Source organism: Collinsella aerofaciens (assembly GCF_040926185.1).
Classification (GTDB): domain Bacteria; phylum Actinomycetota; class Coriobacteriia; order Coriobacteriales; family Coriobacteriaceae; genus Collinsella; species Collinsella aerofaciens_BC.
Genome location: NZ_JBCOIQ010000022.1, coordinates 21,181 through 42,364 on the forward strand (window position 1 = coordinate 21,181; position 21,184 = coordinate 42,364).

Sequence of the window (21,184 nt, forward strand, 5' to 3'; positions counted from 1 at the left end):
TCCTAGCTGTATTGCCTGTCTCCCAAGAGATTCTTCGAGATGATCCTGTTAAACTCTACCGGGTCATCCCAGCAAGAGGTCAGGAAGAGGAACAGCAGCTCGATGACGAAGTTGATCGAGCTGTGCGAGAAGGCGACCTCGGTTCCGGTGATGGCCTGATCTCGCGAGATGGCTCGGATGATATACGTGGCACGCTTCGCGAGCGGCGTATCTGGGTTGTCTGTGATCATGATGATGGGGGTGTTCGAATCCTCGGCAGAGTCGAATATGTTGACGAGGCGCTTCGAGTATCCGGACGTCGAAATGACGAGCAGGATGTCATTCTCCTTGAGGCTGGTTGCGGCGGAGACCATGGCATCGGTGGTACTGGGGCAAAACGCCCTGACTCCAACCTGTGAGAGCTTGAACGCCGCGTTTACGCCCATGCTAATCGAGTTGCCGACGCCCGCAATCAGGACGAGGTTGGCGTTGTGGAGCAGATTGACGACTGCCGAAAAGTCATCGGAGTCAATGAGCGAGGCGGTTTGGGAGAGCTCCTTGACCTTGTGAGACAGGACGTACTTAATGGAGCCCTCGACGTCGTCCAGAGTAACCTTGCCGCCCGTGGCCTTTTCCTCGCCGGAGGCCCTGCTGATGGATATGCCGAGCGCCAGACGCATGTCCGAATAGGTTCGGTAGTCAAGCGTCCTTGCGAACCTCGAAACAGACGCCGGTGACGTACCGGTTCCTGCGGCGAGTTCGCGGACGGTCATCGTTGCGACGTCCGACGGGTGGTCGAGCACATACGTTGCGATTGCCTTCTCCGAGGGGGATAGGCTGTTCATGACCGCGCAGATGTGGCTGAGCACATCCCCTGTCTTATCCATGGTTACTCCTTGGCCCTAGTTTGCTTCGTATCTTAGGTCAAGAGAGGTGAAAAAAAAGCAAAATGTTTCATAAGCGGTGAGCTGCTATCTTATGAGCCGTGAAACAACGGCACGAAAACGATGAAACAACAGAACATTGTTCCAACGCCTCACAACTTTGTTTCACGCTAGATGGCGAATCACTTCGAAGCCCAGACAGGCACCCGGCGAGCAAGAAGGGAGAAGCACGATGCACAACGCCAGGACAAACGCAAGCATAACTTCGCTGTTCTTCGCGAACGTCCTCTACTGGGTCTGCGCGGGCGTGTACTCGCCGTTCCTCTCCGCTCACTACACGAGCCTCGGCCTCAGCGCAGCCCAGACCGGCATCCTCCTCGCGGCGACCCCGGTGTGTGCGCTCGCCATCCAGCCGCTCTGGTCGACGATCGCCGACAAGCTCGGGCGCCGCCGCGCGGTCATCGTGATCCTCTGCCTTGCGGCGGCGGTACTCGCTCCGCTGTATTACCTGGCGTCGACGTTCGTCCCGGTCCTTCTCGTAACCTTTGCGTTCTCGGCGTTTTTCTCGGGGCTCCTGCCCCTGAGCGACTCCCTCGTCATCGAGCTCGCGGATCGCTCTGGCCTGGACTTTTCTCGCATTCGCATGGGTGGCACTATCGGCTATGCCATCGTCGTCCTGATCGTCGGTCGGCTGCTCGACATGGCTCCTCAAATCCAGTTCGCGGTGGTCTCTGCCGCGCTGGTGGTCTTCGCGGCTCACATGTGGCGCCTCCCCGAGGCGGGAATTCGCGCCAATGCCGCGGACGATCCCAAGGTCTCCCACGGAAAGGGCCTCCTCTCGCTGTTTACCAGCAATGAGATCGCCTTCGTCTTGGTCTTCGCCTTCATCAGTTCGGCCGCGATTGGCTTCATCGGGGCGTTCTTGGGCCGCTACGCGGTCGAGCTTGGCGAGGGTCAGAACCTCGTGGGCGTCCTGAGTGCGGTCTCCGCTGCGAGCGAGATCCCCATCCTGCTCGTTTCCTCCAAGCTGGTCAGGCGCTTCGGCGAGATGAACCTCCTGATCTTTTCCTGCTTCATGGCGGCGCTCAGGCTCGTGCTCGTGGGCACCGGCATCGTCCCGGTCATGATCTGCGGCCAGCTGCTGCAGAGCGTGAGTTACATGACCGTCTACTACTCCTGCGTTACCTACATTGCCAACCACACTTACGAGGATTGTCGCGCTCGAGGTCAGAGCGCCTTCGCGATGGTTCAGAGCGGTCTGTCCGTCGTGGTTGCGAACCTGTTTGGCGGTTGGGCGTGCGACGCGCTCGGCACGCACACGGGTTTTCTGGCCTTCGCCCTCGCTTCAACGATTGCTGCGGTCGTTGCTTTTGTGGCGTACGTACTGTGGCGTCGAAGCGCAGCGCCACAGCCTGAGGGCCAGTCGGCCGCATAGGCTCCACCGCGTTTTGCAAGCGCCTGCCTGCTTCGCGCTTCTCTTCGTGTTCAACCAGCTGACGAGCTGAGAACTGTCCAATCCAATGGTTATCCAAGTGAAAGGAAGACAAAGATGTCTCTCATCAAGGTCAACGAGCTTCTTCAACATGCGACCGAGCACCACTATGGCGTGCCCGCGATCAACGTCATCAACACGGAGACCATCCGTTATGCGATCCAGGCCGCCGAGGATGAGCACATGCCTATCATCATCCAGTACTGGCCCGGCTTCGAGGACCACTGTGCCCTCGACATCATCGCCTTCGCCGCCCGCTATTACGCCGAGCGCGCGAGCGTGCCCGTCGCCGTCCACCAGGATCACTCCGCTGGTTACGAGATCGCCGTCAAGGGCGTCAAGGCCGGTTTCCCCTCCGTCATGGTCGACGGCTCCTCGCTTCCCTATGAGGAGAACTTCCAGCTCACGAAGGACGTCGTCCAGGTCGCCAAGATCTTCGACGTTGACATCGAGGCCGAGCTCGGCCACGTCGGCAACGGCTCCGACGCCAACGACTTCGTGAACAGCGACCACTATACCGACCCGAACCTCGCCGAGGAGTTCGTCGAGGGCACCGGCTGTGGTTCGCTCGCCATCGCCGTCGGCAACGCCCACGGCCCCTACGTCAAGGTCCCGAACCTCGACATGGAGCGCATCAAGGCCTGCAGGGAGGCCGTCAGCGTCCCCCTCGTCATGCACGGATGCTCCGACATCCCCGACGAGCAGCTCCAGGAGGCCGTGAACCTCGGCATGAGCAAGTTCAACATCGCCACGGAGTACTTCCGCTCCATGTACCGCGCCTTCGAGAAGGACATCAGCTCCGGCAAGAACGACGGCAACGGCGTTGGCCTCCTGATGGACGCCGCCCCCGACATGCGCGCGTTCGTCGCAAGCAAGATCCAGCTTCTGAACCCCAACCACTATTCGCTCTAGGAGAGACTCGATGAAGAAAGTTCTTGTCGCGTCGCACGGTCACCTCGCAAGCGGAATCAGGAGCTCGATCGAGATCCTGACCGGTATGGCGGACATGGTGGAAGCAGTTGACTGCTACGTGGACGACTCCGATTTCACTCCTCGCATCCAGGCGTTTATTGACTCGGTGGGCCCTGAGGACGAGGCCATCATCTTCACCGACATCTACGGTGGCTCCGTCTTCCAGAAGGTCGTCCTCATGGAGCCGGAGAAGCGCGGGATCGTCCATGTTACCGGTATGAACCTCGGCCTCGTGATCGAGGCGCTCCTCGGCGCTGAGCCGGTCACGGCAGATTCGATCAAGCAGAGCGTCGAGCTGGCGAGGGCGACGATGCAGGTCGTCGAGCCTTCGAGCAAGGCCGCGGACAACGAGGGGTCCGACGGAGACTTCTTCGATTAGAGAGCACTAATAGGTAAGGAGAGGAAGCAATGATTGTTCAGGTTCGAGTCGATGACCGTCTGATTCACGGGCAGGTCGCCCTGGTGTGGACCAAGGAGCTCAACACCACCAGGATCATCGTCGCCAACAAGCACGCCGTGGAGAGCGATGCCCTTCGCATGACGCTTTCCATGGGTACGCCGGCGGGCCAGAAGCTCCTCGTCAAGGATGTTCCGGATGCTTGCCGCATCGCGAACGATCCGCGTGCGGACTCCATGCGCATCTTCGCGCTCACCAACTGCGTGCGTGACGTGCTTGAGCTCGTTAAAGGCGCACCGGGCAAGATCGAGGGCGTGAACGTTGCCAATGTCGGCCGCTTCGACAAGTCCGATCCGGATAGCAAGGTCGCCCTCAACTCCACGATCATGCTCAACCCGGATGAGCTCGAGGCCGCGAAGGAGCTTTGCGAGCAGGGTATTCCGGTTTTCCATCAGCTTATCCCGTCCAATCCCAAGACTCCTCTCAAGAGTCTGATCGAGGCGGCGGAGAAATAAGGGGATTTGGCCAGCGGTCAAATGAAATGAGAGAAAGGAAGTCAAATGATTGGGTTAGCAGTAATGGCCTGGTTGACCGTGCTGATTTGCTACGGCGGCAACTGGGTTCTCGGTCAGTGTATGATCGAGCGTCCTCTCGTGGTCGGCCTCGTTGCGGGCCTTCTGATGGGCGACGTCAAGACCGGTGTCATCATCGGTGCCTCTCTCGAGGCAATCTTCATGGGCGCGGTTAACATCGGTGGCGCCATCTCCGCCGAGCCCGTTACCGCGACCGCCCTCGCCGTCGCCTTCACCGTTGGCGCCGGCATCGACCAAGGCGCCGCCATCACGCTGGCCGTTCCCGTTGGCGTCGTCACCGCGTTCCTCTCGATCTTCATGAACAACGTGTTCCTCGCGTTCTTCGCCGCCACCTTTGACAAGATGGCCGCCGAGGGCAACGAGAAGGGCCTCGCGCTTCAGCACTTCGTTCTCTGGTTCGTTAAGTACGCCGCCTTTGGCCTCATCGCCTTCCTCGGCGTTTACCTTGGCGCTGAGCCCGTTGCCGCTATCGTCAACCAGATTCCGGCCAATGTCATGAGCGGCCTCAACGCCGTGGGCGCCCTCCTGCCCGCCGTTGGTATGGCGCTCCTGCTCCAGATGCTGTGGAGCACCGAGCTCAGCATCTACTTCTTCCTGGGCTTCACGCTCTACCAGTACCTCGGCCTCCCGATGATCGCCATCGCGGTTCTCGGCGTCATCATCGCGGTTGCCTCCGCCCTCCGCGACAAGGAGATTTTCGATCTCACCAAGAAGGGCTTGGCCACCCAGGCCGTTTCCAACGACTCTGTAACCAGCGACGAGGAGGATTTCTTCGCATGAGCAACCTGACCAAGAATGTGAGCCCTGAAGACAAGAAGATGCTCAACAGCATTTTCCTGCGCTCTTTCTCCGTGTTCGCCTCCTGCGCCGGCGGTTCCGTCAAGGCTGGCGCCGACGGCTGGCTGTACTCCGTCCAGCCCGCGCTTAACCGCTACTACGCCGATGACCCCGAGGCCCGTGCCGAAGCCATGAAGCGTCACACGACTTGGTACAACATTACCCAGAACGTCGGCACGTTCGCCATGGGCCTCGTCGCCTCCATGGAGAGGGAGAACTCGCAGCACGAAGACTTCGACACCGAGTCCATCGACGGCATCAAGGTTTCCCTGATGGGCCCGATGTCCGGCATCGGTGACGCAATCTTCTGGGGCGTCCTGCGTGTCATCGCTGCCGGCATTGGCATCAACCTCGCCATGAGCGGCTCGCCCCTCGGCGCGATCATGTTCTTGCTGATCTACAACATCCCGTCGATCCTCTGCCGATACTTCATGACCTACCTCGGCTTCAGCATGGGCACCAACTTCATCTCCGAGATGTACGAGGGTGGTCTCATGAAGCTCATCACCAAGGCGACCTCCACGGTTGGCCTCGTGATGATCGGTGCCATGACTGCGGCGAACGTCCAATTCAACACGATCCTGTCCATTCCGGTTCAGGACTCTGACCCCGTCATGATCCAGACCTACCTCGACTCGATCTTCAAGGGCATCGTGCCCCTGGGGCTTACGCTCGTCGTCCTCTGGCTCCTGCGCAAGAAGAACGTGAACGTCAACATCATCCTGGTTGGCATCATGATTCTGGCGCTCGTCCTCGGCCTCGTGGGCATCGTGTAGGGCGGCTTCCGGATCATTCGAAGCTTGTTTAAGGCAATTCCCGGCGGCACGCGATCGAGGACATTCGACGCGTGCCGCCCCATTAGAAGGAGAGAACATGCGCTACACGCACCTCAAGAATTCCGATGTCGACGTCTCCCAGCTCGCTGTGGGCACCTGGGCGATCGGCGGCGACTCCTTTGGTGAGAACGATGACGCCGCCAGCATGTCCGCCATCCGCACCATGCTCGATCACGGCGTCAACCTCATCGACACCGCGCCGTGCTATGGCAACGGCACGTCCGAGAAGGTCGTCGGCAACGCGCTCAGGGGCGTCGACAGAGAGAGCTACCTGCTCTCGACCAAGGTTGGCCTGATCACCAGCGCCGCCGGCTATGACCGCGACTCCTCGTTCAAGAACATCATGAGGGAGGTCGAGAGCTCGCTGCGCAACCTCCGCACCGACTACATCGACTTCTACTTCGTGCACTGGCCCGACGCTAAGACTCCGTTCTCCGAGACGATGTGCGCCCTCCAGCTCCTCAAGGAGCAGGGCAAGATTCGCCACATCGGCGTCTCCAACTTCACGACCGAGATGATCGAGGAGTGCGAGAAGGTCGCTCAGATTGACGTCCAGCAGCCGCCCTACTCTATGGTTGACCGCTCCTCCGAGGACCTCATCAAGTGGGGCTACGAGCGTGGCATCGACTCCTTCACCTATGGCTCCCTTGGCGCGGGCATCCTGTCGGGCAAGTTCCGCGAGCTGACGAAGTTCGAGGAAGGCGACGTCCGCGGTGGCTTCTACGACTACTTCCGGGAGCCCAAGTTCTCGCGCGTCCAGGAGCTGCTCAAGGTCATGGACGAGATTGCCGAGGCCCACGACAAACCCGTGGCGCAGGTTGCCGTGAACTGGAGCACCCAGAAGGAGTACGTGGGCACCGCTCTCGTGGGCGTGCGCACGGACGCCCACGCGATTCAGAACTGCGAGACGTTCGAGTGGGAGCTTTCCGCCGACGAGATGGCCAAGCTCGACGCCAGGCTCGACGAGCTGAAGATCGGCTAGCCATGAGCGCCGAGGATAGGAAGTACCCCACTTCCGAGCTTGAGGTGCTTGAGAGTGGCGCGAGGGAGGTTGTCGAGCCTAACGGCCTGAGGCTGATGCTGAAGCCCGTGCCGGGTGACGACCGCGAGCACGTGCTCGATCCGCGCGTCTATGCTCGTGCGCACGCGAAGCTCGCTGCGGCTCCTGCGGCGGGGTCGGCGCCGGCCGGACCGGTGGACGTGATCGCGTGGCGCTCCGCGCCCAACAAGGAGACCCACGTCGTGAGGGGCGCGAACGTTGCCAAGAGGACCGTCGTCATGAACTTCGGCGACAAGGGCATTCCGCTGCACATCTTCACGCCGGAGGGGCACGAGGATGGGTCTGCCGCGCTCGTGTTCATCCATGGCGGCGGGTTCATGGTGGGCAACATCGGCCAGTACGAGAACTGCCTGCGCGACATCGTGGAGCGCACGGGTTGCGTCGCGATCTATCCGGAGTACCGCCTGTCTCCCGAGACGATGTTCCCGGGTGGCGTCGAGGACTGCGTGAAGACGCTCGACTGGCTTGTCGATCACGCTGACGAGCTGGGCGTTGATGCGACTCGCATTGCCGTGGCTGGTGACTCTGCGGGTGGCAGCCTGTCGAATGCCGTCGTGCTCGAGGGCTCTCACGCGGATAGGATCAAGGCGGTTGTCGAGCTTTATCCGCTCGTTGATGGCGGTCCCGTTCCGGATGAGTGGTCCTATGACCTGTACGAGGTCGTGGATGAGCAGAGGCCCGAGGCGCTGAGCAGGGTTGATCGCATTCGCCTCGCCAACAACGACCTTCCGCCCATGTACGTCAACGGCGATGCGGACAAGATGCTCGACCCGCTGATTTCCGCGCTGTTCGCGGAGGACGTGAGCGCGTTCCCCCGCACGGTCATCATCTCTTCCGAGTATGACTATCTGCGCTATCAGGACGAGCTGTTCGCGAAGAGGCTGCAGGATGCGGGCGTTGACGTCACTGCGATTCGTTATCGCGGCTGCGACCACGGCTTCTTCGAGATGTACGGCGTGATGCCTCAGGCTGAGGATGTCTGTCGCGTCATCTCCGAGGAGCTTGCGAAGATCTAGGGGCTCGTCGCGGCGACCTCCTGGACGAGTGACGGTCCGGCGGGATGCTAGGTGCGTCCCGCCGGACCTTTGCGTTGGCGGGCGCGTGCCGCTTGCCGGCGGGCGCGTGTGGGGTTTGCCTCGGCGGTGCCGGATTGACTGGGAGACGCGTTTACCGCCGATCTTCCAAGCGAGCCCAGCAAGCAAACCGCGAGCTGAGCCCCAAGGGCATTGACAAGGGCGTGGGCGTGGCGCAAGCACTGGAGTATCTGGGATGCAGCCGTAACGCGCACACCTTTGGCTTCGGCGATTCGGGCAACGACCTGGGCATACTCGCCGCTGTCGAGATGGCTGTCGCCATGGGCAACGCCATGCCCGAGGTCAAGGCGGTCGCCGACTATGTGACCGACGACGTCGAGCACGACGGCACCGTCACGGCGATGCGCCACTTTGGGTTGATCTAGCGGGAACCGCCCAATTACCGTTCACCCGCGGCGGGCGGCTCAAATGGGCCCGCCCTGCAAAATCGTTTTGCTGCTGGAAGGTGTGCTCAAAAACGCTAAAGCGTTTATACCGTTCGCCGAGAAGATAAAAAACCGCAGTTCACGCCTTGATAAACGTAGGTAAAGTGTTTAGCAGTTTATCGGCCGTATGCTAACGAAAGGAATCAGGCAGATGGCAATCAAGGTGTTCGCTGATGGTGCAAACCTCGAGGGCATGCTCGACATGTACGAGAACGGCAACGTTCAGGGTTTCACGACCAACCCGTCCCTTATGAAGAAGGGCGGCGTGACGGATTACCGCGCGTTTGCCAAGGAGGTCCTGGCCCACATCACCGATGTATCCGTCTCGTTTGAGGTATTTGCCGACGACGTCGAGACCATGGAGGTCGAGGCCCGCGAGATCGCTACCTGGGCCGAGAACGTCTACGTCAAGATTCCGTGCGTGACCACCAAGGGCGAGTCCACCGCCGAGCTGGTGCGCAAGCTTTCGGCCGACGGCATCAAGGTCAACGTCACCACCATCTTTACTCCCGGGCAGGTTGACGAGATGGTCGAGGCCGTTGACACCGAGACGCCGTCTATTATCTCGCTCTTTGCCGGCCGTATCGCCGATGCCGGCGTCGACCCCATTCCGTTTATGACGGAGTCGGTCAAGAAGGCCGCTGCCAAGCCCAACTGTGAGGTCCTGTGGGCTTCCACGCGCGAGCTCATCAACATTTACCAGGCCGAGGCCTGCGGTTGCCAGATCATCACGGTGCCCAACAGCATCCTGGCCAAGCGCAAGAACATCGGCCGCGACCCGTACGAGGTCTCGCTCGACACCGTCCGCGGCTTTGCCAAGGATATCGCCTCGCTCGGCTTTCATATTCTGCCGTAAGCAAGGGTACCCCCTGTAGCGACGTGCAAAATCGCGAGTATTCAGCAAGGTAAAGGTCTTTATCAGTTAACCGAAGCATGGAACGGCCCCCGTTTTGGCTCTGACGACGCTAAAACGGGGGCTGTTTTTTGCTTTTTCGTCTCTGAGGGGCATCCGGAACGGTGGAATTTGCAGAATACTCGCGATTTTGCACGTCGCTACAGGGGGTACCTTTGCTTTGGCGGTTTACTTGCCCTGTACCATGGTGAGCGAGATCTTCTTGCGGTCGCGATCGACCTTCTCGACCCACACCTTGACCGTGTCACCGACGCGCACCACGTCGCTGGGGTGCTTGACGAAGCGGTTGGCCAGTTTGGAGATGTGCACGAGGCCGTCCTGGTGCACGCCCACGTCGACGAAGGCGCCAAAGTCGACGACGTTGCGCACTGTGCCCTTGAGCTCCATGCCGGGCTCCAGGTCGTCGATGGAAAGTGCCGAGCGGCTAAAGACCACCTCGGGCGCGTCGTCGCGCGGGTCGCGACCGGGCTTCTTGAGCTCGTTGACGATGTCGATGAGCGTCAGGGTGCCGCAGTCCAGGTCGCTTGCCAGCGCCGAGATGCTGCCCAGACGGCGCTCGATATCGGGCACGCCGCCACGGCTGAGCTCGCTGGCTTTAACGCCGGCGCGTTCCAGGACGGACGTGGCCACCTCGTAGCTTTCGGGGTGGACGCTCGTCGCGTCGAGCGGGTTCTTGCCACCGCTGATGCGCAGGAAGCCCGCGGCGTTGAGATATGCCTTGGGCCCCAGCTTGGAGACCTTCTTGAGCTGGCGGCGATCGGTAAAGGCGCCGTTTTCCTCGCGGAAAGCCACGATATTCTTGGCCACGCTCGGCGTGATGCCCGATACGTATCCCAGCAGGCTCGCGCTCGCGGTGTTTACATCGACGCCCACACGGTTGACGACGTCCTCCACCACGTGGCCCAGCGTGCGCGAGAGCTCGGCCTGGTCAAGGTCGTGCTGGTATTGGCCCACGCCGATGGACTGGGGCGGAATCTTGACGAGCTCTGCCAGCGGGTCCTGCAGGCGACGACCCAAGCTCATGGCGCCGCGCACGGTGACATCCAGATCGGGATACTCCTGGCTCGCGAGCTCGGAGGCGGAATACACCGACGCGCCGGCCTCGTTGACGATGGTGTAGCGAAGGCTGGGCGCCTGCTCGGCAATGAACTCCGAGACGACTTCCTCGGTCTCGCGGCTGGCGGTGCCGTTGCCGATGACGATGGTGTTGACGCCGTCCTTCTTGACGAGGCGGGCGAGCTCGCGCTTGGTGCCGGCGACGTCGTGGCGCGGCTTGGTGGGGTAGACCACGCCGTGGTCGAGCAGCTTGCCGGTCTCGTCCATGACGGCGACCTTGCAGCCGGTGCGGTAGCCCGGGTCGAGCGCGAGTACGCGGGCGCCACGGACGGGGCGTGCCGAGAGCAAGCCCTCGAGATTCTTGGCAAAAACGTTGATGGCCTCGGTCTGGGCGCGAACGGTGAGTTTGGCGCGGGCCTCGCGCTCCAGCGAGGGGGCCATGAGGCGCTTGTAGCCGTCGGCGATGGCGGCATCGAAGACGGGAGCAAACACACCCTGGCGTCGGGGCCAACGGCTGCCGAGGCGCGCCGTGGCGGCAGCGCCGTCGACGTTCACGCGCACGCGGAGCTTGCCCTCGCGCTCACCGCGGTCGATAGCCAGCACGCGGTGGTTGGGTATACGGCGCAGCGGCTCATCATAGCTGTAGTACGGCTCGTAGGGAGTCTTTTCGGCGGGGTCGGTGGCCTCGACGACGATGTCGGCGGTGTTTTGCGTAAAGGCGCGCAGGTCGGCGACGTTCTCGGGGTCTTCGGCCACCGTCTCGGCCACGATGTCGGCCGCGCCGGCGAGCGCCTTCTCGGGCGTGTCGAAGCCGGCCTCCTCGTTGACGTATGCCGCGGCGGCGTCGAGTGCGCTGCCCTTGGCCGAGGCCTGCATGATGATCATGTTGGCGAGTGGCTCCAGGCCTGCCTCGCGAGCCTTCTGCGCGCGGGTCATGCGCTTTTTGCGGTAGGGCTTGTAGAGGTCCTCGACGCGCTGGAGCTGCGTGGCCTCGCGAATCTGCTGCTCGAGTTCGGGCGTGAGTTTGCCCTGGGCGTCGATGAGCAGAATGACGTCCTCTTTGCGCTGCTCAAGATTGCGCAGGTAGGACAGGCGCTCGTCGAGTGCGCGCAGGGCGACGTCGTCCATGCCGCCCGTGGCTTCCTTGCGGTAGCGCGAGATGAAGGGGATGGTGTTGCCCTCGTCGATGAGCTTGACGGCCGCCTCGACATTGACGGCCTTAAGGTTGAGCTCGCGGGCAAGCTGGGCGATAAGATCCATGGGACTCCTTGCGTTTAAGGTGCGTTTGCAGCACAGGGCTACCAAGGATACCACCCGCCGCTCTATCAAAGCAGTCAATTTGAACTGCCAAATCGTCCCCAAGTTGCCAAAATGCCCCGCGGGCAGGGGCTGCTCGCGGGGCAAAGAAGAGGGACTTGTTGACAGCGGGCCGAGGGGCTCGGCACAGGGTTGCTGCCGCGGCCTGCCCTGGGGCATTACAACTCGACGAGTTGGCCGGTCTCGGCGGCCTCCTTGACGGCGTTGAGAAGCGTGAGCGTCTTGACGTTGTCGGCGGGGGTCACGACGGGCTCGACCTCGCGGCGGACGACCTTCACAAAGTGCTTGAGCTGCATCTTGTGCGGCAGCGCCGGGTCCACGGCCGGGATCTCCATCTGCAGCGGCTTGTGCCAGTTGGAGGCGCCGTCGTAGGAGAACTGGTGCAGGCGGGGCAGCGACAGGGCGCCCTTGGTGCCGCCGATAAAGTAGGCGTCGGCGTCGAAGGGACGGTACTGCGGATCCTCGCGAGCAGTGGCCTCCCAGTTCCAGGGGCTGGCGGTGGCGTCGGAGATGGTCATGCTCGCAAGCGCGCCATCGGCAAAGCGGACGTTGACTACGGCGGAGTCCTCGGTCTCAAAACCGCGGGCGGCGCTGGACTGCATGCCCTGGACGGCGACGGGCTCGCCCAGCAGGTAGCGGAGCAGATCGACGTCGTGCACCAGGTTGACCAGGATCGGGCCGGCACCCTTCTTGCGGCGCCACTCGACATCGAAGTACTCGTCATTCTTATAGATCATATAGTGGAAGCTCGACACGGTGAGCTTGCCCAGCTCGCCGGACTCGATGATCTCCTTGGCCTTGTTAACGAAGGGGTTGTGGCGACGGTGCTGACCCACGAGCACGGGCACGCCGGCGGTCTCGGCCTCGGCGGCGAAGGCCTGGGCATCCTCGAGATCGTTGGAGATCGGCTTTTCGACCAGCGGCACGATGTTGCGCTTGATGGCCTCGCGAGCAACGCCCAGGTGCAGGTCGTTGGGGGTGGCGATAATGACGGCCTCGGGCTTGACCTCGTCCATCATCTGGGCGGGATCGGTATAGAACGGCACGCCGGCGGCCTCGGCCGTGGCGCGGGCGCCCTCAAAGGCGTCGGCGATGGCGACGAGCTCGGCCTCGGGCTCCTCGGTGACAAAGCGGATGTGGTTGCGGCCCATGGCGCCGGCGCCGATAACGGCAATGCGGACGGGGTTGAGCTCAGACATTTCGACTCCTTAATACTGGTGGCGGTGGAATGCGGCAAGGGGGCGGTCCTTGCCGCATCAAGCAAAACTAGGCGGACTTCTTCTTGCTGTCGGAGACCATCATGTAGACGGTGAGCACGACGGCGATTGCGGCGATTACGATGGCACCGTAGAAGGACTGCTGGTAGGCGGCGCTGCCGGCCTCGGCGTGATACAGCACGGCGGTGATGGGCTGGCTGATCCAGGTGGAGGCGGCGTAACCCAAAAACATGATGCCGTAGTTGACGCCGATGTTGCTGGTGCCGAAGGCGCCACCAGTGAGCGGCGGGTAGATGACGAGCAGGGCGCCAAAGCTAAAGCCGAGCAGGGCGAGCGCCACAAAGAACATGCTCTGCGTAAAGCTCATCGACATGATGACGAGCGCGACGATGGTGACGACAAGGCTGATGAGCAGCGACTTATAGGCGCCGAGCTTGTCGATGATCTGGCCAAAGGACAGACGACCGACCAGGTTGGCGCAGGTGTTGACGGAGACGACCACACCGCCGAGGGCGACGGCCGCGGCGCTCGTGGGGTCGGCGAAGAGCTGGACGGCGGCGATGGAGGCAACCTTGCCCACGAGCAGGGTGCCCGCGGTGGCGGCAAAGGCGAAGGTGACGATGAGGACCCAGAAGCGCGGGGTCTTGACCATCTCGCCCGGGGTGAGGTCACCGAAGGTGCCGGCATGTGCGCCACCCTTGGGGGCCTCGAAGCCCTCGGGCAGCCAACCGGCCTCGGGGGCCTTCAGGAACAGGGCGGAGGCGGCGATCGTCACAAAGAAGATGACGCCGAGTGCCTTGAGGGCGCCAAAGATGCCCAGGCTCGGGATGAGCAGCGAGGCGAGTACCGGGGACAGCACGGCGGGACCGGCGGTCGAAGCGGCCAGGGTGATGCCGGAGGCGAGACCCTTCTTGTCGATGAACCACTTTTGGCCGGTGGTGAGCGCCGGGTTGTAGCCCAGGCCGTTGCCGATGGCGGCGACGAGCGAGAACCACAGGTAGAACTGCCATGGCTCGGTGACGGTGCCGGACATGAACCAGCCCACGCCGTAGCACACGGCGGCGGCGATCACGACGTTGCGCGGGCCGATTTTGTCGGAGATGCGGCCGGCGAAGATGCCCGTCACGGCCATGATGGTCTGAAAGACCGGGAAAGCCCAGGCAAGAGCGCTCGACCACTCGGGGTAGACGGCGAGCAGGTTCTTGCTCACAACGGAATACAGAGCGATGGAGCTGATGAAGAACATGGTGACGCACGCGGCGGAAAGCACGACGGCGCGACCCTTGTTGGAGTTGGTGGAAGCCATTGGACTCTTTCTAATCGATGCGGGGGGGGGGGGGGGGGATTTGTCCCGCGCCCCTCTCTACCGGGCTGGTTTACTGGTCGGTCGGCTTAGCGACGCCGGATTCATCGGACCAGAGCTCGACACCCTTGTTCTTAAGGTAGTTGTCGGCGTATGCGCGACGGCCGCCGGGCTTAGCGGTGAGGTCGCCCATCATGTTGGAGAAACCGCCATCGACCTTGATGGCGTCGCCGGTAGTAAAGTCCGAGCGCTTGGACGCCAGGAACATGACGGCGTTGGCGATATCGCTGACCTCGCCGATGCGGCGCGTGGCGATCAGGCGGCTGCGGCTCTTCTCGACCTCGGGGTCGGCATAGAAGTTGGCCGACATGGGGGTCTTGACGAAGCAGGGCTCGACGCAGTTGGAGCGCACGCCATACGGGCCCCACTCGGCGGCAAGCATCTTGGACATCATGTTGACGCCGGCCTTGGTGGAGCTGTATACGCCAGAGAACGTCTCGGGGGAGTGGCTGGCGACGGTGGAGATGTGCACCAGGCGGCCCTGGCCGGCCTTGATCATCTCGCGACCAAAGCGCTGCGAGGTGATGAAGTAGCCGGTGAGGTTGACGTTGAGCACCTGCTCCCAGTCGCTCAGCGGCAGGTCCTCCATAGCGGCGAAGCGCAGGATGCCGGCGGTGTTGACGAGGACGTCGACGCGGCCGAAGTTGGCGATGGTGGCGTCGACGGCGGCCTGAACCTCGGCCTCGTCGGTGGCGTTCATCTTGTAGCCCTCGGCGTGGATGCCAAACTCGGCAGCGAGGTCGGCGGCAGCGGCCTTGACCTTCTCCTCGTCCAGGTCGAGCATGACGACGTTGGCGCCATTGCGGGCGAACTCGCGGCAAATCTCGACGCCCATGCCGCCGAGTGCGCCGGTCACGGCGCAGACATCGCCCTCGAGCTTAAGCCAGTTGCTCATAGGAACTTCCCTTCTTGTGCCTCCCTGTGGGTCGCTCCCATTAATCGACCCACGTGGTTTTCGCTGGTTATAGTATGCTTTGGATTTGCGCAGGTGAATTGCATATTTGTTAGAATGGCGTAAACCAATGGTTTATAGCTCGCAAGGCGGTTTGTCCTTAATTGAGTATGTGACCTGCCAAAACGACCCCCTTCGGCCGCGCATGGCCATACGTCTGGAAACGGGAGATTGACGTGTACGATCGACGACTCGAGGCCATATCGGCCGCTGCGGAGCTGGGAAGCTTCTCGCGCGCCGCGGCAAAATTGCGCGTATCGACCCCGGCACTCGTCAAACAGGTGTCGGGCTTTGAGGCCGAATTTGGCATCACGTTGTTCGAGCGCTCGCATTCGGGCGTCAAGGTGACGCCGGCGGGCGCTCTGCTGGTGGACGACGCGCGCTCGATCATGCGCCAGTCCGAGGACGTGCTGCGTCGCGCCCGACGCGCGGCAGGCGATGGCGGCGCCGTGCGCCTGGGCGTGTCGATGATGTGCCCGGGGCGCCAGACACTGTCGATGTGGACGGGCATTCACGATCTGGAGCCGTCGCTGCGATTTGAGATTGTGCCGGTAAGCGACCTCTACGACGAGCGCGAGACCGTCATGTGCAGCTTGGGCCGCGAGGTCGATGTGGTGCAGTCGAGTTTTTCGACTCCGCGCTGGGGCGACACCTGCCAAAAGCTCCGCATCGTCAACGTGCCGTTTTATATCGACCTGCCGCGCACGAGCCCGCTGGCGCGCAAGACGCGCATCACGGTCGCCGACTTGGAGGGCATGCGCCTGCGCGTACTGCGCCACGGCAACGATGCCATGGATAGCCTGCGCATCGACCTGTTGGCCGACGGCGGTGTGGACGTGATCGATGTGGATAGCTTTGACTTTGCGCTCTTTAACGAGGCGGAGGAAAAGGGCGACGCGGTGCTCACCTGCGGGGCGTGGTCGGGGGTGCACCCGGCCTTTGTGGGCGTGCCGTTCCTGTGCGGCCGCGAGGTGCCGGTCTTTCTGCACTACCCGCTCGAGCCCACCCTTCAAGTGCAAAAATTCGTCAACGCCATGGCCCAACTCCTCAAGTAGTTAATTTGTGTGACAAAGGGACAGTCCCTTTGTCACACAAAACGAGGCCCTGGCCAAACGGCCAGGGCCTCGCAAACTTTTATTCCGTTTTTAATGACGGGCTGATCGCGCGCAGGAGGGCGCCCCCGGGGCGCCCTCCGTCAGTAACCGGTCCTACTCCAGCTCAAACGCTCCGGTATAGAGCTGGTAGTAATACCCGCGCTTGGCGATCAGCTCGTCGTGGTTGCCGCGCTCGATGATGCGGCCGTGGTCCAGGCAGATGATCGCGTCGGAGTTGCGCACGGTGCTCAGGCGGTGTGCGATGACAAACGTCGTGCGGCCCTCCATGAGCTTGTCCATGCCCGCCTGCACGATTGCCTCGGTGCGGGAGTCGATGGAGCTCGTGGCCTCGTCCAGAATCATCGCCGGCGGATCGGCGACGGCGGCGCGCGCGATCGAGATCAGCTGGCGCTGGCCCTGCGACAGCTGCGCGCCGTTACCGGTGAGCATGGTGTCGTAGCCGTCGGGCAGGCGGGTGATAAAGTCGTCCGCTCCCGCGAGCTTGGCCGCCTTGATGCACTCCTCGTCGGTGGCGTCCAGGTTGCCGTAGCGGATGTTGTCCATGACGGTGCCGGTGAACAGGTTCACGTCCTGCAGCACCACGCCGAGCGAGCGACGCAGATCGGACTTGCGAATCTTGTTGACGTTGATGCCGTCGTAGCGGATCTTGCCGTCGGCAATGTCGTAGAAGCGGTTGATGAGGTTGGTGATGGTCGTCTTGCCGGCACCGGTGGCGCCGACAAACGCGACCTTCTGGCCCGGCTTGGCGTACACAGACACGCCGTGCAGCACCTCGTGGTCGGGCGTGTAGCCAAAGTCCACGTTGTCCATGACCAGGTCGCCACGCAGCGGCACGTACTCGATCTCGCCGGTCGCGCGGTGCGGGTGCTTCCAGGCCCACATACCGGTGTGGTGGTCGGCCTCCTCGAGCTGCCAGGTGTCGGGATTCACCTGTGCGTTGACAAGCGTCACGTAGCCCTCGTCGGCTTCGGGCTCCTCGTCGAGCAGCTCAAAGATGCGCTCGGCGCCGGCAAGGCCCATGACCACGGCGTTGATCTGCTGCGAGATCTGGCCGATCTGGCCGCAGAACTGCTTGGTCATGTTGAGGAACGGCACCACGACGGCGATGGAGAGCGCCATGCCCGAGAGGCTCAGGTTGGGCACGCCCAGCGCCAGGAAGATGCCGCCGGTCAGCGCGACCAGCACGTAGAGCAAGTCGCCCAGGTTCCCGAGGATCGGCATGAGGATGTTGGCGTACATGTTGGCCTTCTGCGAGACCTCGAAGAGCTTCTCGTTGCGCTCGTCAAAATCGGCCTCGGCAGCGGACTCGTGACAGAACGCCTTGACGACTTTCTGGCCGTTCATGACTTCCTCGATATGGCCCTCGACCACGCCGAGCTCGGTCTGCTGCGCGATAAAGAAGCGTGCGGAGTTGGAGCCGAGCAGCTTGGTCATAAAGGTCATAAAGGCGACGCCGGCAATGATGACCAGGCACATCCACGCGCTGTAGTACAGCATGATGAAGAACACGGTGACGATGACGATGATCGTCATGAGCAGGTTGGGCAGCGACTGGCTGATCATCTGACGCAGCGTGTCGATGTCGTTGGTGTAGTGGCTCATGATGTCGCCGCGCTGGTGCGTGTCGAAGTAGCGAATCGGCAGGTCCTGCATGCGGTTGAACATCTTTTCGCGCAGCTTCTCGAGCGAGCCCTGCGTGATGACGGCCATGGCACGGTTCCAGAAGAGCGAGGAGGCGACGCCCACGGCGTAGATGCAGCCGAGGGTGGTCACGAGCTTCAGAATCTTGGGCTGCGCGGCCGTCCAGTCGCCCGACTGCCACGATTCGCTAATGACCTGCAGCGCGCTCTGGAGAAACGTCGCGCCGATGGAGTTGATGATGGCGCAGAGCACAACGCCGGCGACGACGAGGGGCAAAAGCACGGGGTAGAAGCCAAAGAGCATCTTGATCAGGCGCGTCATGGTGCCGCCCTTGCGGTTGCGCGCGCGCTCGGCGGTAGCTGCCTTACTCATGTGCCTCGCCTCCTTCCTGGGTCTGAGCTTGCGGCGCGGATGCCTCGGTGTTGGCTGCGACGGTCTCGGCCGCCTCCTCGCCCTCGGCACTCATCTTGTTTTGCGAGGTAAAGGTCTCGCGGTAGATCTCGCTCGTCTTGAGCAGCTCGTCATGGTTGCCGATGTCCTTGATGCGGCCACCCTCCATGACGATGATGCGGTCGGCGTCCTGCACGGAGCTGATGCGCTGGGCGATGATGAGCTTGGTCGTGTTGGGCAGGTAGCTCGCCAGGCCCTCGCGGATCTTGGCGTCGGTCTTGGTGTCGACGGCGCTCGTGGAGTCGTCCAGGATCAAGATCTTGGGGCGACACAGCAGGGCACGCGCGATGCACAGGCGCTGCTTCTGGCCACCGGAAACGTTGGAGCCGCCCTGCTCGATCCAGGTGTCGTAGCCCTTGGGGAAGCCGTCGACGAACTCGTCGGCGCAGGCCAGATGTGCGGCCTCGCGGACTTCCTCGTCGGTAGCGTTCGGGTCGCCCCAGCGCAGGTTCTCGGCGATGGTGCCGCTAAACAGCACGTTTTTCTGCAGGACCATGGCTACCTGGTGGCGCAGCGCGTCCAGGTCGTAGTCGCGCACGTCCACGCCGCCGACGCGCACGGTGCCCTCGGTGACATCGTACAGGCGGGCGATCAGGTTCACGAGCGTCGACTTGGCCGAGCCGGTGCCACCGATAATGCCGATGGTCTCGCCGCTCTTAATATGCAGGTCGATATCGTCGAGCGCCTGGCGGCGGGCATGCTCGGAATACTTAAAGCTCACGTGATCGAAGTCGATGGAGCCGTCGGCAACCTCGTGCACGGGCTCGGTCGGGTTGGCGATCGTGGGCTCGGCGGCCAGCACCTCGGTAATGCGGTGCGCCGACTCGTCTGCCATGGTCACCATGACAAAGATCATTGACAGCTGCATTAGGCTCATCAGAATCTGGAAGCCGTAGGTAAAGATGGAGGAGAGCTGACCCACGTCGAACAGGGTGCCCTGGCTCGTGATGATGAGCTTGGAGCCCAGGTAGATGATGACGACGAACGCGCCGTTGACGCAGATGTTCATCATGGGGTTGTTGAAGGCGAGCAGCTTCTCGGCGCGGGTGAAGTCCATCTGGACATCGCGCGCGGCGGTGGCGAACTTCTCCTTCTCGTAGTCCTGGCGCACGTAGCTCTTGACCACGCGCATGCCGGTGACGTTTTCCTCGACCGACTCGTTGAGCGCGTCGTACTTGCGGAACACGCGGGCAAAGATCGGGCGCACCCTATAGATGATAAAGAACAGGCCAAAGCCCAGCAGTGGGATGATGACCAGGTAGACAAACGAGACGCTGCCGCCCATGGCGTAGGCCATGGTAAAGGCGAAGATCAGCACCAACGGCGAGCGCACGGCGATGCGGATGAGCATCATAAAGGCCTGCTGCACGTTGTTGATGTCGGTGGTGAGGCGGGTGACGAGCGAGGAGCTCGAGAACTCGTCGATGTTCGCGAAGCTGAACGTCTGGATCTTGTAGAACAGGTCGTGACGCAGGTTCTTGGCGAAGCCGCAGCTCGCATGGCTGCAGGTGACGCCGGCTGCCGCACCAAAGGCGAGCGACGTGAGCGCGATGAGTACGAGAAGGCCGGCGGTGGGCAGCATCTCGGTAACGGCGGTGCCGTCCTTGATGGCGTCGATCATGTCGGCGGTGATAAACGGGATCATCATCTGGCAGATTACCTCGCCAAGCACCAGCAGCGGCGTGGCGATCGTGACCTTCATGTAATCGCGGATGCTGCCCATAAGGGTTTTAATCATCCAGTTCCTCCCAGGTTACGCGGATTTTCTCGAGCATCTCGGCAAGCTGTTCACGCTCGTCGTGGTTGAGGGCACTAAAGGCCTGCTCTCTAAAGCGGATGCGGGCGGCTTGGTCGATGCGGGCCTTCTCCCAGCCGATCTCGGTCAGGCGAATGGTGAGCTGCCGGCGATCTTTTGGATTGCGGCTGCGCTCGATGATGCCGGCGCACTCGAGCTTGGACAAGATTTCGGAAAGCGACCCCGGCTTGAGGTCGAAGTGCATGCCGAGTTCCTGCTGCGACATCTCGCCGTTTTCCTGCTTGGCAAGCAGGCAGACGATGGGCGCCTTGCCGGACACGCCGCCGCCGTGAAAGTGCATGTAGTGGCCGCAAAAGCCTAGGCCGCTCAGGATGCGCTTGGCGAGCTTGTCTTCGCCGTTAACTGCTTCGGGCACGTCTGCCGGCTCCGAAGGATCGCCGCCGGGCTCATGCGGGCGAAGGTTAAGGGGTTCATCGCACATGAATTCGTATCGCTCCTTTCTTTAGTTAGGTAGTGGAATTGTTTTGTGCCTAACTAATCTAGGAGTGCCACACAAGAATGTCAAGGTACCAAACTTATTTAGTTACGGCGCCGCAAAACATCGGGGTAGTCGTTGGGGACGTTCTTAAACGACTAGTCGTTGGGGACGTTCTTGTTTGACTAGTCATTTAAGAACGTCCCCAATGACTAACTTCAAAACTATGCCGGGTTACGGGGCTGAACTGCGGATTGTCGACCATACCGAAATTGGTAAAAAGAAAACCGACGCTCCTATAAGTTGTCAATAGGCAGTTTGCGGGAGCGCTCCCTTCAATTCGCACAGGAGCTCGTAATA

At 62.0% G+C, this 21,184-nt stretch carries 19 protein-coding genes; 11 read left to right on the forward strand and 8 right to left on the reverse strand.

The window, feature by feature from the left end; translation table 11 throughout:
* Window positions 1-2: 2 nt before the first annotated feature.
* Window positions 3-866 carry a MurR/RpiR family transcriptional regulator gene (locus tag AB5750_RS08400; RefSeq protein WP_055251936.1) on the reverse strand — a complete coding sequence of 288 codons (864 nt, stop codon included), beginning with the start codon at window positions 864-866 and terminating at the stop codon, window positions 3-5.
* A 229-nt stretch (window positions 867-1,095) separates the two neighbouring features.
* Between AB5750_RS08400 and AB5750_RS08405 the strand changes: the two genes are divergently transcribed.
* The 10 genes from AB5750_RS08405 (at window position 1,096) to AB5750_RS08450 (ending at window position 9,425) form a co-directional block, all read left to right on the forward strand.
* The gene (locus tag AB5750_RS08405) at window positions 1,096-2,298 is read left to right on the forward strand and encodes an MFS transporter (RefSeq protein ID WP_368146008.1); all 1,203 of its coding nucleotides are present in this window, start codon (window positions 1,096-1,098) and stop codon (window positions 2,296-2,298) included.
* 114 nt (window positions 2,299-2,412) lie between these two features.
* On the forward strand, window positions 2,413-3,267 hold the full coding sequence (locus tag AB5750_RS08410) for a class II fructose-bisphosphate aldolase (protein ID WP_055251940.1): 855 nt from the start codon (window positions 2,413-2,415) through the stop codon (window positions 3,265-3,267).
* 10 nt (window positions 3,268-3,277) lie between these two features.
* Complete coding sequence (locus tag AB5750_RS08415) at window positions 3,278-3,706, forward strand: PTS sugar transporter subunit IIA (RefSeq protein ID WP_368146009.1); 429 nt, start codon at window positions 3,278-3,280, stop codon at window positions 3,704-3,706.
* Window positions 3,707-3,735: 29 nt separating this feature from the next.
* Complete coding sequence (locus AB5750_RS08420; protein WP_055251944.1) at window positions 3,736-4,239, forward strand: PTS sugar transporter subunit IIB; 504 nt, start codon at window positions 3,736-3,738, stop codon at window positions 4,237-4,239.
* A gap of 63 nt (window positions 4,240-4,302) precedes the next feature.
* Window positions 4,303-5,097 carry a PTS mannose/fructose/sorbose/N-acetylgalactosamine transporter subunit IIC gene (locus tag AB5750_RS08425; RefSeq protein ID WP_199412185.1) on the forward strand — a complete coding sequence of 265 codons (795 nt, stop codon included), beginning with the start codon at window positions 4,303-4,305 and terminating at the stop codon, window positions 5,095-5,097.
* Window positions 5,094-5,930 carry a PTS system mannose/fructose/sorbose family transporter subunit IID gene (locus AB5750_RS08430; protein WP_055251948.1) on the forward strand — a complete coding sequence of 279 codons (837 nt, stop codon included), beginning with the start codon at window positions 5,094-5,096 and terminating at the stop codon, window positions 5,928-5,930. Before AB5750_RS08425 ends, AB5750_RS08430 begins: the two co-directional genes overlap by 4 nt.
* 97 nt (window positions 5,931-6,027) lie before the next feature.
* Complete coding sequence (locus AB5750_RS08435) at window positions 6,028-6,972, forward strand: aldo/keto reductase (RefSeq protein WP_055251950.1); 945 nt, start codon at window positions 6,028-6,030, stop codon at window positions 6,970-6,972.
* Between the two features lie 2 nt (window positions 6,973-6,974).
* Window positions 6,975-8,066: an alpha/beta hydrolase gene (locus AB5750_RS08440; protein WP_368146010.1), complete on the forward strand. Its 1,092-nt coding sequence runs from the start codon at window positions 6,975-6,977 to the stop codon at window positions 8,064-8,066.
* A gap of 44 nt (window positions 8,067-8,110) precedes the next feature.
* Window positions 8,111-8,509, forward strand: coding sequence for an HAD family hydrolase (locus AB5750_RS08445; RefSeq protein WP_368146011.1), 399 nt, complete (start codon window positions 8,111-8,113; stop codon window positions 8,507-8,509).
* A 211-nt stretch (window positions 8,510-8,720) separates the two neighbouring features.
* Complete coding sequence (locus tag AB5750_RS08450; protein ID WP_368146012.1) at window positions 8,721-9,425, forward strand: transaldolase; 705 nt, start codon at window positions 8,721-8,723, stop codon at window positions 9,423-9,425.
* A 225-nt stretch (window positions 9,426-9,650) separates the two neighbouring features.
* On the opposite strand, the gene AB5750_RS08455 is transcribed toward AB5750_RS08450, so the two are convergent.
* From AB5750_RS08455 to AB5750_RS08470, 4 genes are all read right to left on the reverse strand, one after another.
* The gene (locus AB5750_RS08455; RefSeq protein ID WP_368146013.1) at window positions 9,651-11,798 is read right to left on the reverse strand and encodes a Tex family protein; all 2,148 of its coding nucleotides are present in this window, start codon (window positions 11,796-11,798) and stop codon (window positions 9,651-9,653) included.
* A 215-nt stretch (window positions 11,799-12,013) separates the two neighbouring features.
* Window positions 12,014-13,054 carry a Gfo/Idh/MocA family protein gene (locus tag AB5750_RS08460; protein ID WP_368146014.1) on the reverse strand — a complete coding sequence of 347 codons (1,041 nt, stop codon included), beginning with the start codon at window positions 13,052-13,054 and terminating at the stop codon, window positions 12,014-12,016.
* 67 nt (window positions 13,055-13,121) lie between these two features.
* The gene (locus AB5750_RS08465) at window positions 13,122-14,378 is read right to left on the reverse strand and encodes an MFS transporter (RefSeq protein WP_368146015.1); all 1,257 of its coding nucleotides are present in this window, start codon (window positions 14,376-14,378) and stop codon (window positions 13,122-13,124) included.
* A 70-nt stretch (window positions 14,379-14,448) separates the two neighbouring features.
* Entirely contained in the window at window positions 14,449-15,330 is an 882-nt protein-coding gene (locus tag AB5750_RS08470) for an SDR family NAD(P)-dependent oxidoreductase (protein ID WP_368146016.1), read from the reverse strand.
* Between the two features lie 233 nt (window positions 15,331-15,563).
* Here AB5750_RS08470 and AB5750_RS08475 point away from each other — a divergent pair, with 233 nt between their 5' ends.
* Entirely contained in the window at window positions 15,564-16,442 is an 879-nt protein-coding gene (locus AB5750_RS08475) for a LysR family transcriptional regulator (protein WP_368146017.1), read from the forward strand.
* A gap of 153 nt (window positions 16,443-16,595) precedes the next feature.
* Here AB5750_RS08475 and AB5750_RS08480 read toward each other — a convergent pair whose 3' ends face one another.
* From AB5750_RS08480 to AB5750_RS08490, 3 genes are read right to left on the reverse strand one after another with little or no spacing between them, the layout of a single operon-like run.
* Window positions 16,596-18,515 carry an ABC transporter ATP-binding protein gene (locus AB5750_RS08480; protein ID WP_368146018.1) on the reverse strand — a complete coding sequence of 640 codons (1,920 nt, stop codon included), beginning with the start codon at window positions 18,513-18,515 and terminating at the stop codon, window positions 16,596-16,598.
* Window positions 18,508-20,331: an ABC transporter ATP-binding protein gene (locus AB5750_RS08485; protein ID WP_368146019.1), complete on the reverse strand. Its 1,824-nt coding sequence runs from the start codon at window positions 20,329-20,331 to the stop codon at window positions 18,508-18,510. The genes AB5750_RS08480 and AB5750_RS08485 overlap by 8 nt, the downstream gene beginning before the upstream one ends.
* Complete coding sequence (locus tag AB5750_RS08490) at window positions 20,324-20,830, reverse strand: MarR family winged helix-turn-helix transcriptional regulator (protein ID WP_368146020.1); 507 nt, start codon at window positions 20,828-20,830, stop codon at window positions 20,324-20,326. Before AB5750_RS08490 ends, AB5750_RS08485 begins: the two co-directional genes overlap by 8 nt.
* Between the last annotated feature and the right edge of the window lie 354 nt (window positions 20,831-21,184).